12 protein-coding genes are annotated in these 12481 nt (G+C 38.6%); 4 read left to right on the top strand and 8 right to left on the bottom strand.

The genetic code is table 11. The features are described 5' to 3' along the window. Positions 1-43: 43 nt before the first annotated feature. Together corA and EJF25_RS21770 are read left to right on the top strand one after the other, a co-directional pair. The gene (gene corA, locus EJF25_RS21775; protein ID WP_125042708.1) at positions 44-1096 is read left to right on the top strand and encodes a magnesium/cobalt transporter CorA; all 1053 of its coding nucleotides are present in this window, start codon (positions 44-46) and stop codon (positions 1094-1096) included. Positions 1097-1112: 16 nt separating this feature from the next. Beyond that, a complete protein-coding gene (locus EJF25_RS21770; RefSeq protein ID WP_125042707.1) occupies positions 1113-2321 on the top strand; it encodes an L-serine ammonia-lyase in 1209 nt (402 codons plus the stop codon). A 74-nt stretch (positions 2322-2395) separates the two neighbouring features. Here the strand turns inward: EJF25_RS21770 and EJF25_RS21765 are convergent, their stop codons facing one another. The 4 genes from EJF25_RS21765 to EJF25_RS21755 all read right to left on the bottom strand — a co-directional run bounded on the left by EJF25_RS21765 (position 2396) and on the right by EJF25_RS21755 (position 5804). Continuing rightward, the gene (locus EJF25_RS21765) at positions 2396-3490 is read right to left on the bottom strand and encodes an MAC/perforin domain-containing protein (RefSeq protein ID WP_125042706.1); all 1095 of its coding nucleotides are present in this window, start codon (positions 3488-3490) and stop codon (positions 2396-2398) included. Between the two features lie 141 nt (positions 3491-3631). Then, positions 3632-3859: a pirin-like C-terminal cupin domain-containing protein gene (locus tag EJF25_RS26395; protein WP_306308341.1), complete on the bottom strand. Its 228-nt coding sequence runs from the start codon at positions 3857-3859 to the stop codon at positions 3632-3634. Further along, entirely contained in the window at positions 3832-4509 is a 678-nt protein-coding gene (locus EJF25_RS21760) for a pirin family protein (RefSeq protein ID WP_306308340.1), read from the bottom strand. Before EJF25_RS21760 ends, EJF25_RS26395 begins: the two co-directional genes overlap by 28 nt. 386 nt (positions 4510-4895) lie before the next feature. Continuing rightward, the gene (locus tag EJF25_RS21755; protein ID WP_125042705.1) at positions 4896-5804 is read right to left on the bottom strand and encodes an Rpn family recombination-promoting nuclease/putative transposase; all 909 of its coding nucleotides are present in this window, start codon (positions 5802-5804) and stop codon (positions 4896-4898) included. Positions 5805-6007: 203 nt separating this feature from the next. Here EJF25_RS21755 and EJF25_RS21750 point away from each other — a divergent pair, with 203 nt between their 5' ends. After that, a complete protein-coding gene (locus tag EJF25_RS21750; RefSeq protein WP_125042704.1) occupies positions 6008-7216 on the top strand; it encodes a hexokinase family protein in 1209 nt (402 codons plus the stop codon). A 148-nt stretch (positions 7217-7364) separates the two neighbouring features. Here EJF25_RS21750 and EJF25_RS21745 read toward each other — a convergent pair whose 3' ends face one another. The 3 genes from EJF25_RS21745 to EJF25_RS21735 all read right to left on the bottom strand — a co-directional run bounded on the left by EJF25_RS21745 (position 7365) and on the right by EJF25_RS21735 (position 9139). Further along, entirely contained in the window at positions 7365-7880 is a 516-nt protein-coding gene (locus EJF25_RS21745; protein WP_125042703.1) for a PepSY-like domain-containing protein, read from the bottom strand. A 33-nt stretch (positions 7881-7913) separates the two neighbouring features. After that, a complete protein-coding gene (locus tag EJF25_RS21740; protein ID WP_125042702.1) occupies positions 7914-8357 on the bottom strand; it encodes a PepSY-like domain-containing protein in 444 nt (147 codons plus the stop codon). A 227-nt stretch (positions 8358-8584) separates the two neighbouring features. Beyond that, positions 8585-9139: a DUF4738 domain-containing protein gene (locus EJF25_RS21735; protein WP_125042701.1), complete on the bottom strand. Its 555-nt coding sequence runs from the start codon at positions 9137-9139 to the stop codon at positions 8585-8587. Positions 9140-9243: 104 nt separating this feature from the next. Between EJF25_RS21735 and EJF25_RS21730 the strand changes: the two genes are divergently transcribed. Then, positions 9244-11688, top strand: coding sequence for a glycoside hydrolase family 2 TIM barrel-domain containing protein (locus EJF25_RS21730; RefSeq protein ID WP_125042700.1), 2445 nt, complete (start codon positions 9244-9246; stop codon positions 11686-11688). A gap of 103 nt (positions 11689-11791) precedes the next feature. Here EJF25_RS21730 and EJF25_RS21725 read toward each other — a convergent pair whose 3' ends face one another. Then, positions 11792-12478: a potassium channel family protein gene (locus EJF25_RS21725; RefSeq protein ID WP_125042699.1), complete on the bottom strand. Its 687-nt coding sequence runs from the start codon at positions 12476-12478 to the stop codon at positions 11792-11794. Positions 12479-12481: the final 3 nt, after the last annotated feature.

Raw genomic sequence — 12481 nt, 5'->3', positions numbered from 1 at the left:
AACCACTACTTTTGTTTGTGGTTTTCTAAAAAGAGAATAAAGCATGAAGAATAACCTGTTAAGCGAAAAGCTTATTTACACTGGAGATAGCGTTACCCCTACCCATATTCATCTCTGCACGTATAATGCCACTGAAATGCAAGAAGTTTCCGGTGACACTTTTCAATCCGTCAAGAATACATTAGATAACGAGAAAATAAACTGGCTACAAGTACACGGAATGAAAAATACAGAAACAATCCGTGAAATTTGCAGTCATTTCGAAATAGATTTCCTCGTCCTGCAAGATATATTGAATGCAGATCATCCGACCAAAATAGAAGAATATGAAAAGCATATTGTTCTAATTGCTAAGTTGTTCTACCCCAATGAACATAAAGACGAAAACGAATTGGACGGGCTACTTCAACAACAAGTTTGCCTCGTCTTAGGAAATAATTATGTGCTCACTTTCCTCGAAAAAGAAACAGATTTTTTTGATGATGTTAGTTCTGCTTTACGCAATGATGTATTAAAAATACGTAGTCGCCAAAGTGACTACCTGCTCAGTGTCCTATTAAACAGCGTTATGGGTAACTACATTTCCACTATTTCTTCTATCGACGATTCGTTGGAAGATTTAGAAGAAGAGCTACTAACCATCACAAATGGAGATGACATCGGTATTCAGATACAATCTCTTCGTCGACAATATATGTTGATGAAAAAAGCGATTCTCCCGCTAAAGGCACAATATGTAAAACTCTTACGGGCAGATAATTTACTCATTCATAAAATAAACCGCGCTTTTTATAATGATGTAAACGACCACTTACAATTCGTACTGCAAACTATTGAAATCTGTCGGGAAACATTGTCTTCATTAGTCGATCTTTACATCTCAAATAATGACCTGCGCATGAATGATATCATGAAACGTCTGACTGTGGTATCTACCATTTTCATACCTCTCACCTTTTTAGTGGGAGTATGGGGAATGAACTACAAATGGATGCCGGAACTTGATTGGCGATATGGATATTTATTTGCTTGGGTTCTTATGTTTATTATCGGTATTGTTGTATATTTGTACTTCCGAAAGAAGAAATGGTATTAATTATGCATCTTAATGTATGAAATCAATCAAAGAACTATATAGAATAGGGACAGGTCCTTCCAGCAGCCATACGATGGGACCTCGTAAAGCAGCTGAAATGTTTTTGGAACGTCATCCGGACGCAACGTCTTTTAAAGTAACACTCTATGGTAGTCTAGCTGCCACCGGAAAAGGTCACATGACAGATGTAGCTATTATAGATACACTACAGCCCACTGCTCCCGTAGAAATTGTTTGGCAGCCAAAAGTCTTTTTGCCATTCCATCCCAATGGAATGACCTTTTCTGCAATAGATTCCCAAAACAGAACTCTGGAGAATTGGACAGTTTACAGCATCGGAGGAGGGGCATTGGCTGAGAATAATAACAGTCCGACTATCGAAAGCCCCGAAGTTTACGGTATGAACAATATGACTGAAATATTGGGGTGGTGTGAACGTACCGGAAAAAGTTATTGGGAATACGTAAAGGAATGTGAGGACAAAGATATATGGGATTATCTGGCGGAAGTATGGAACACCATGAAAGATGCCATTCACCGTGGCCTAGAAGCAGAAGGTGTATTACCCGGTCCACTGAACTTACGGAGAAAAGCCTCAACCTATTATATACGTGCTACCGGATTCAAACAATCCCTTCAATCACGAGGTCTCGTATTTGCCTATGCCTTAGCAGTTAGCGAGGAGAATGCTTCCGGAGGTAAAATAGTGACAGCTCCTACCTGTGGTTCTTGCGGTGTAATGCCGGCCGTACTTTATCATTTGCAGAAAAGTCGTGAATTCAGTGATATGCGTATTCTACGTGCACTTGCCACCGCAGGACTGGTTGGGAATATCGTCAAATTCAATGCTTCAATCTCCGGGGCTGAAGTCGGTTGTCAGGGAGAAGTCGGTGTTGCCTGCGCAATGGCGTCCGCAGCCGCCAATCAGTTATTTGGAGGAAGTCCCGCACAAATCGAGTATGCAGCAGAAATGGGACTGGAACATCATTTAGGAATGACCTGCGATCCCGTATGCGGTTTAGTACAAATTCCTTGTATCGAACGAAATGCTTATGCTGCTGCCCGAGCATTAGACGCAAATCTTTACTCTGCTTTTACTGACGGAATGCACCGCGTATCGTTCGACAAAGTAGTACAAGTCATGAAACAGACCGGTCATGATCTGCCTTCACTTTACAAGGAAACGAGTGAAGGAGGTTTAGCCAAAGATTATCAGCAAATGTAATTTATTACTTAATCAGTTAGACATTATTTTTTGTAAAAACACTACACGCTAATTGATAATACCCTAATGGTGATCTATAGTTTGTCTTTAGACATCCTTATATAGGATTCTACCGCAGACTTTATATCATTTTTCTTCACTGGATCAGGTATAAATTCATAAAGAGGATAGCTTTCTGCCCAATTTATTCGGGTAAGTTGTGTCTCTACGCCTAGTGTTTCATCTCCCCATTTCCGGATATCTTCGTATGTAGGTATACCATCCTCCAAATCATACTTAAAAGACATGATTCCATCCTCTAGATACAATTGTACATATAGATCTTTGTTTTGCTTATTGAGATTAAATTCTTCATCAGTCTGTATATTGCTTGTTAGTATCAAAAAGCCAATCTTTGATAAAAGTGTATTGAATTCACGTTTTATAATATACGCCTTATTTGTAAAATACTCTTTCTCCTCTATTGCTGATCTATATATTAATTTATATCGTCCACCAAGACAGATATCCATTAGCACGTGAGTTCCATACATTTCTACTATCTTATCAGCCGAATATTTATCCAAATCTTCCAGAAAGTCTTTAGATAAGAATTCCAACATGCTGCTAACTTGATCGTTTATATGAATATGCTTACTCTGTTGCAGGATCTCCATACTTGCGAAAGAGTACTGATCGGAATGGGAATACTGACTCTGGAGATATTGGTGATTGGCAAAATTTCCGACAAAATATAGATAAGTATTTAATATACTGGTTTCATCCTCATGCCTAAAGCTATCTGTTACCCCCGAACTGCTCATTATATCTTTTAAATAATCAGAAAAAGTACTTCCATAGTGGTATTCAGCATAACCATGAGAAGCAGTTCCCTCAGTTATCCGTTCAGGCTCGATTTCTTTATAACCTGCAATATCCAATACTTGCTTCCTTATAGATTGTGGAGACAGATATTCGCCTGTCACATCATATCCATATCCGAGTGCATTACATTCTTCATTAATACCTCCTATATATTCCCGATAGTAGGCTTCGGCGGGATCTTTGTCCTCAATTACAAATTGTTCTGTTTCATGTTCGGCTCCGGATCCAATGATAGTGTCCGATTTTTCACAAGAGTATAACCCGAATGTCAGACTTATTACCCAAAGATACTTTCTTATATTCATAACGTCTAGTTTTGATTGATTCACAAAGATAATATATAAAATCAATTAAAATAATAAAGTGAATAGATAATACAGTCAAGCCGAATTTTCCTTTCACCTACTTTATTCTATCTATTTCTTTCAGACAGGATTTTATAAAAATTAATCTTTTAGATACCCAAACTTTCCCTGATTAAAATCATCAAAAGCTTGTATAATTTCACGCTTGGTATTCATCACAAAAGGTCCATGCGCTACAATAGGTTCATTCAGAGGTTCTCCACTCATCACAAGCACCACAGCCTCTTCGATCGCTTCAATCTCAAAGCTTTCTCCCTTATTCTCGAAAAGAACAAAATGATCTACAGGAGCTTCTTCATTCTCATTAATAAAGATACCCCTTTAATCACCAATAATGCAGTATTATAATTTGCCGGAAAAGTAAACTCCGCCTTTCCACCCTTATTCAACCGGGCATTCATTAGATTTACCGGACTGAATGTACTCGCAGGTCCTTTTTTCCCTTCATATTCTCCGGCTACTACTTCTACGAAACCAGCATTTCCCGGTAACTCCACTTTTACCATATCGGAATTATGAATAGCCTGATAACGTGGGCGTCCCATCTTAAACCTTGCCGGAAGATTTATCCAAAGTTGTACCATTTGAAATAACCCACCTTGCTCACTCCATTCTTTCTCATGGAATTCTTTATGAAGTACTCCGCTGGCAGCAGTCATCCATTGCACATCTCCCTCACCGATAACGCCCCCTCCTCCATAGCTATCGTGATGTTCTACTTTACCTTTATAGGCAATAGTAACAGTTTCAAAACCTCTGTGCGGATGCACTCCCACGCCCATAGGTTCAGGAGCCGGTGCAAACTCATACTCTGAATTATAGTCCAACAGGATAAATGGATCCATACGTTCTCTCTCCAAGTGGAAGCGACTGGGAATAAAATTATGTACCCTGAAACCATCTCCTACCCAATGTACTTCACCCGGTGTCATCACAAATTCTACATTTTTTCGTGCCATAACAAACGTCCTTTCTTACTATTAGTAACTATTTGGGGAGATTATTAACACACAGACGAATAGTTTTGTTCTGATAGAATGTTTACAGAGTTCTTACACAAGTTAAATACAATCAAAGATTTTGTATTATTACATATATTCTCTGTTTGACATATATTCTTGCCTTATTATATACATTCTTTGCCCCTTCGAGAGACAAGACTATTTACTCAACAAATTATTGAACACTACATCCCAAGATCATGTTATTATTATACCGTTATGAGTCAAAACGCCTGAAAGGGAATAAATGAATATACAAGTTCTATAAATTAAGAATATCCATCTTTTCTATTTTCATTAATAAGGAATAGAAAAGAAGGATATTCTACTAAATTAATATTACTTTATAAACTCTCTATCTCTGTTTCTGATAATTGGGTACTTTGTATAATAATATCAGTGGAAAGTCCCAACTTTTTCATGTTACGAGCAACCTCCAGAACTCCTTCTGCACGTCCTTCAACACGTCCTTCAACACGTCCTTCTGCACGTCCTTCTGCACGTCCTTCTGTACGTCCTTCCAGTTTCGCTCCGTCCAACACATCATTTTGTATCATGATAGCACTTAAGTGTTCATCATAAGCCTGGCGTTCCACCTTTGACATATTATAATATATAAGTTTCTCACGAGCTTCTTTTAGTCCCGGAGCTTTAGTGTCAGAACGGATACAACCTGTTTTCAGATATTCTACCCATTCTTCCAGAGGGGTAACAGCTACTTTATTGAACTCATTCACCCGAATGAGGAAATACTCGGGAAAGACTTCGGCAGGGAGTTTATGCACCAGCGCATCTTTCTCTTTGGTAGTCACTTCAAGGCGGTCGCTCGTGTGTACTCCGATGAAGTTGTTCTGACCGTGGTACAAATAGTCATCCCCTTTGCCAATATCAAAGTATAAGATGCTAATTGAATAAATCTTTTTCACTTCATAATAGCGTGCACCAAGCGAGATATGTTCGGTGATAGCTTTTGCCACTCCATAAAGAATACGCTCGAGATAGTAAAGCTCGCGTGTGTTCTGAACCTCAATGATAATGATTTCATCCTTATCGTTTTTGGCTTTGATATCCACACGGTTGAATTTATCATCAGCCATTTGCTGGTTACTTTCACTTTCCAGTATTTCGATGATTGTCACCGCTTCGCCTAAAAGCACGGTGAGGAAACCTTCTAATACATCAAAATTAGCCTTCTGACGAAGCAATCTTTTGATGGCCCAGTCGAAACGAATATATTTGTCCGTTTGTTCCATATCACTTTCTTTTTTAATTATGGCAAAGTTACAATTTCTTTCGCAGATAAGGAAGGCTAAATGCCTAATATTCATTATAACAATTGAAATAACTGACAACAGAGCATAATAGATTTGTTCATTTTTGCACCAGTTTGATCAAATTTTGATTCTTGATTGTTATTCATCAATAAGGATAAACTATACATTAAAAAATCAATCACATGGAGAAAAACATTTTTATGTTGGATAATGATCAGCTCAAAACGATAGCTCATTCATTCCGGGAAAAAGTTGAAGAAGGATTAAATGCCGATAATATGGAAATACAGTGTATTCCTACGTTTATCACGCCTAAGGCCAAAGGTATCAATGGAAAAGCGCTGGTTCTCGACTTGGGAGGAACTAACTACAGAGTAGCAATTGTTGATTTCGGTAAAGGAGCACCAACTATACATCCCGACAATGGCTGGAAAAAGGATATGTCGATCATGAAATCACCAGGATTTACACGTGAAAAACTGTTCAGAGAGTTAAGCGATATGATTGTAGGAATAAAGCGTGAAGAAGAAATGCCTATTGGCTATTGTTTTTCTTACCCTACCGAGTCTGTACTTGGAGGAGATGCAAAATTATTACGTTGGACAAAAGGAGTAGATATTAAAGAGATGATCGGACAATTTATAGGTAAACCCCTTCTCGATTATCTGAATAAAAAAAATAAAATCAAATTTACAGGTATTAAAGTACTGAATGATACCATAGCCAGTTTATTTGCCGGTCTTACCGATAGCAGCTATGACGCTTATATAGGCTTGATAGTCGGTACAGGTACAAATATGGCGACTTTTATTCCGGCTGACAAGATAAAAAAACTAAATCCTGCATATAATGTACAAGGGCTGATTCCAGTAAATTTAGAATCAGGTAATTTTTACCCTCCATTCCTGACTACAGTCGATGATACAGTCGATACAATTTTCGGGAACCTAGGAAAACAACGTTTTGAAAAAGCGGTGTCCGGCATGTATCTGGGAGATATTCTGAAGGCAACGTTTCCTTTGGATGAGTTCGAGGAGAAGTTCGATGCACAAAAGCTGACTGCTATCATGAATTATCCGGATATCCACAAAGAAGTATATGTACAAGTAGCACATTGGATTTATAACAGATCTGCACAATTAGTTGCTGCCTCACTCGCAGGTCTGATCCTATTGTTGAAATCATATAATGAAGATACACGAAAGATTTGTCTGGTTGCCGAAGGTAGTCTCTTTTGGAGTGAAAACAGGAAAGATAAAAATTATAATATTCTTGTGATGGAAAAACTACAGGAGCTTCTCGATGAATTTGGATTGAAGGACATAGAAGTGCATATCAGCAATATGAATAACGCAAATCTGATAGGAACCGGTTTTGCAGCTCTTGCTTGATTAGTGTAACATCCTGATCGAGACTTCCTCAAAGACTATTCTGCTATTATTTATTTTAAAGTCCGAACCTGAAAAAGCTCGGACTTTTTATTTGCTTCGCAATTTATATTTTAAAGCATCCTAATACAAACAATACAATATACTTTTATTACTGTCTGGGTAAAGCCGGAGGCCAATTGGTATTATCTCCATTACTGATATCCTTATCATGAACTAGTCCACCATCTTGAGTAAAGTACAATGCATGGCGTTGCTCTCCTTGTTTTACCTGAACAACAGATTCCATCGGACTTTGTGGGAACGTCAATACATACACATCTGTCACTACCCAAGAATTATAGTTAGAGTTTATAAAAGCTGTATAGACTGCGGGTACTAATTGGTTAATGTTATCTAATTCAACTTCCGTCATAAGCCAATTGGCATTTGCATCAAACCAGACATCCAATTCATCACCACTCAACCAACAGTCGGCTACATAATAAACGCCTTTCATTTCCCATTCTATATTTTGGGCACTCGGATATAATTGCTTTAAAGCTTCCACAATATTGGAAGGTGGTACGAGTGTATCATCATTCTCATCATCGTCACTACACGCACAGAATGAAAAGGCAACCAACATACATACTATCGCCCATGCGCTAAATTTAAATCTCAACATAATTACATCCTCGGTTTAGGTTATTGTTTTTGCTTAATCGTCCGCTTTCACGAACCTTCCTCTCTTATCAAACTTAAAAGAAACGCCCGTAGACAATTCTATTTCATATCCCTTACGGTCACGCTCTACTTTCTGCACACCTTCGTTAGCAAAATTGTGTGCTTTCAAATAATTAGCAGCAAATGCAGGTATTACACTTTCAGGAAGCTTTCCTTTCTTCGCACTTACTTCTTCCCAATTCCCTTTACTATCGAAATCGATTTCAGTACCATCCATCAACAAAACTTCATATTTCGTAGCCTCCAACATATCCTTATCAATCTTAATATGTGCTACCTGAGGCTTAGTAAAATGTTGATTAATAAAATTACGTGCCGGAAGCGGCAACTGGTTCATGTCTTTTGTTATCACATCACCGGCAAATGAAAACTGTACGGCTACAATAGCCAACACAAGCAAAGATAAAATTTTCTTCATAATCGTTATTTTTTAGTGTTAATACTATACCTGAATGGTTTATACTGCAAATAACGATACAGATTCTGGAAAGATTTGGGAATAATAAGGGAAGAGATTCTTTTTTAATTTCTTTAACTTTCATCATCAAAGTCCTAAATAAAAGAATCCGGATGCCTAACTACATAGCAATTTATATTTTATATACATCACAGCAAGCAGTTCTTAATCTTAAGTTGTCAAAAAGGCTAATTCTTGGGTACTTCTTCACTATAATCTTCTTCTAGTAAATCCACCTTTTCAATGATCATTTTACCATCAGCAGTTATCGTAATAGAAAGTGGAATATAGTAATCTGTTTGCGGATAACATACACTTGCCGCATAAACAAAACCTTGCGGAGTAATCTTATCATATACAATCCCCTCAAGCATTGATTTTGATAAGAAATCTGCATCTACTACAGAAGAAAAATCGTTTTTCGTAAATGTCTTATCAAATACAGTTGTACCTCCGCGTGTCAAACGTACCACAATTTTATTATCAACGTACGTATCCCCCATTTCATTCTTTACATGAGGTAAACTTTCATCAGGAGTACGGTAAACATAAGAGCTATAGTCTTTATCCTTATACTTGATATCGACTTCTGTTTTAGAAGCCTGCATACGTTGTATTCCATGAGCATCCACACTATCCTGCAACGCCATATTTGAACTTTTATCCGCATTTCCACTCTTACCACCGCAAGCTACCAACGCTACAAGCATTGGTAGCATAAGCAGATAAATAAACTTTTTCATCTTCAAATTATTTATTTATAATTTATAAGGCAAAGGAACAAAAAGAAGGGGAGATTTACAAGTATAACTTACTTTTTTCCTACATTTGTAATCAAGAAAACAGAATGATTATGAAATACACAAAACAGTTACTTACTGTATTCCTGCTAAGCGTTACTTGCCTGTTGCAAGCTCAACGCACAGAAACTTTACTCGAAAAAAACTGGATGTTTACCAAAGGAGATTTTCCCGAAGCTAGACATACTGACTATAATGATTCTCAGTGGGAATCAGTCATTATTCCACATGATTGGGCCATTTATGGACCTTTCGATGGAAGTAATGACCTACAGAATGTAGCCATCACACAAAATCTGGAAACGAAAGCTTCCATAAAAACAGGTCGTACCGGAGGGCTTCCACACCAAGGAATCGGATGGTATCGTACCCGGTTCGATGCTCCTGCCGATAAAGAAGTCAATCTTCTTTTCGATGGAGCAATGAGCGAAGCACATATTTATGTTAATGGTAAAGAGGTTTGTTTCTGGCCTTTCGGTTACAACTCTTTTCATTGCAACGTTACTTCTTTTTTAAATAAGGATGGAAAGAACAACACGTTGGCTGTACGTCTGGAAAACCGTCCGCAGTCTTCACGCTGGTATCCGGGAGCAGGGCTTTACCGCAACGTGCACCTCATCGTTACGGAAAAAGTGCACGTACCCGTCTGGGGAACTCAGTTATCCACTCCTCATATAAGCAAAGAGTTTGCTTCCGTACGGTTGAGAACAAAAATTGAGAATGCCGGAAATGATGAAATACAAATGGAAACAAAGATTATCTCACCAGACGGTAAAGTGGTAGCGCAAAAAGAAAATAAAAGCCTAATTAATAATGAACAACCCTTCGAACAAAACTTCATCGTAAATGCTCCACAACTCTGGTCTCCGGAAAGTCCGGCACTTTATAAAGCTGTCTCTGAGATTTATGTAAACGGGAGATTGGTAGACGCTTACACTACCCGATTCGGTATCCGGAAGATTGAATACGTTGCGGACAAGGGATTTTACTTGAACGGAAATCATCGCAAATTTCAAGGAGTATGCAATCATCATGACTTAGGTCCACTAGGATCGGCTATCAATGTAGCAGCACTTCGCCACCAATTAACGATCTTGAAAGATATGGGATGTGACGCTATCCGTACTTCTCACAATATGCCTGCCCCCGAACTCGTTGAGCTTTGCGATGAAATGGGATTCATGATGATGATAGAACCTTTTGACGAATGGGATATCGCCAAATGTGAGAACGGTTATCACCGTTTCTTCAATGAATGGGCAGAACGGGATATGGTAAATATGCTTCATAATTACCGAAACAATCCCTGTGTCGTTATGTGGAGTATTGGTAACGAGGTTCCTACTCAATGTAATCCTCAAGGATATAAAGTTGCCAAGTTCTTACAAGACATTTGCCACCGGGAGGACCCTACCCGTCCTGTTACCTGCGGTATGGATCAGGTTAGTTGTGTCCTTTCCAACGGTTTTGCTGCCATGATTGACATTCCCGGTTTCAATTATCGTACCGGACGTTATAAAGAAGCATACAACAAACTTCCCCAAAATCTAATTCTCGGAAGTGAGACAGCCTCTACCGTCAGTTCAAGAGGAGTATATAAATTTCCAGTGGAAGAAAAGAAAGGAGCCAGGTATGATGATCATCAGTGTTCTTCTTACGATGTAGAAGCTTGTTTCCATTCGAACATTCCCGACGAAGATTTCGCATTGGCAGATGATAATCATTGGACTCTTGGACAATTTGTTTGGACAGGATTCGATTATTTGGGAGAACCTTCACCTTATGACTCCGAGTCATGGCCCAGTCATAGTTCCATGTTCGGAATCATCGATCTCGCCAGTCTGCCAAAAGACCGTTATTATCTTTATCGCAGTATATGGAACAAAAAAGCCGAAACGCTTCATATCTTACCTCATTGGACGTGGCCGGGACGCGAAGGAGAAGTAACACCCGTATTTGTATATACCAACTATCCTACTGCCGAATTATTTATCAATAACAAAAGTTATGGCAAACAAAGCAAAAATAATAGTTCGCTAAAAAAACGCTACCGTCTGATGTGGATGAATGCAATTTACGAACCGGGAGAAGTGAAAGTAATCGCTTATGATGAAACAGGAAAAGCTGTCGCTGAAAAAAGTATCCGCACAGCCGGAAAACCACATCATCTGGAATTAATAAGCAATCGTCAGACACTAACAGCCAATGGCAAAGATCTTGCCTATGTCACTGTGAAAGTGGTAGATAAAGATGGGAACTTATGTCCTCTCGACAATCGACTGATAAACTTCTCTGTAAAAGGTGCAGGGAAGTTCCGTGCAGCTGCCAATGGAGACGCAACCTGTCTGGATTTGTTTCATTTTCCTAAAATGCACGCATTTAGTGGAATGCTGACAGTTATTGTTCAAGCAGGAGAAACAACAGGAGAAACAATACTGAATGCTAAAGCTAGTGGAATAAAAGCAACTAGTATTCGTCTTCAGTGCATATAGGATCAACATCTTATATAAGCATCATTCATTTTCGTATCCTATAATACTTAAATGTATGAGATGAGCATGCAGTAATACTTGAGATGCTCATCTCATACATTCATCAGATAGCTTTCCAGAAAGCCTGAAAATCATGATATTTACCGTAGCAGACTAATTCATCACCTTCATGTACCTTCTCGTCTGCCGGAAGTTCATTTTTCACATGAAGTTCCATCAAAGAAACACCTAAACAATTGGTTACTTTATCCGCACGTTTCAACCCGATCAGTTTCAAATGAAATTCCTCATCCAGATTCAATTCATTCACAAAGTATCCCACAAACTTTTCCGGAACAGTAAATTTCACCACATAATATTCCGCATCAATACGAAAAGCTTCCATATTGGCTCCAAAATCGAGTACTTGCACCAAGCTACGTGCAGCATCCTCTTCCGGAGTAAGGATTTTCTCCAAACTAAAAGCCTCAAGCACTGACCGATGTACCGCATCTATGGCACGAGCATATATATGAGGTACTTTTTTCTGTTTCAGTAATGCTGCCACACGTATGGAAGCTCCAAAATTTTCTCCGATTGCAACGATAACAATGTCCACACTATTCAATGGAAGCACAGACAATGCTTGTTCATCCGTAGCATCAATGATAAAAGCTGTAGCAATCTTATCCTTTATTGCATCTACCCGACTTTCGCTAATATCTGCACCAATAACTTCATGCCCCAATGCCGACAATTCTTCAGCTAACACGTGACCATAATTTCCTAAACCAATAATAATGTATTTCATACC

The organism is Bacteroides faecalis, from assembly GCF_003865075.1.
GTDB lineage: Bacteria > Bacteroidota > Bacteroidia > Bacteroidales > Bacteroidaceae > Bacteroides > Bacteroides faecalis.
The sequence above is the reverse complement of the archived record's forward strand: the minus strand, read 5'-3'. Positions and strand labels throughout refer to the sequence as shown.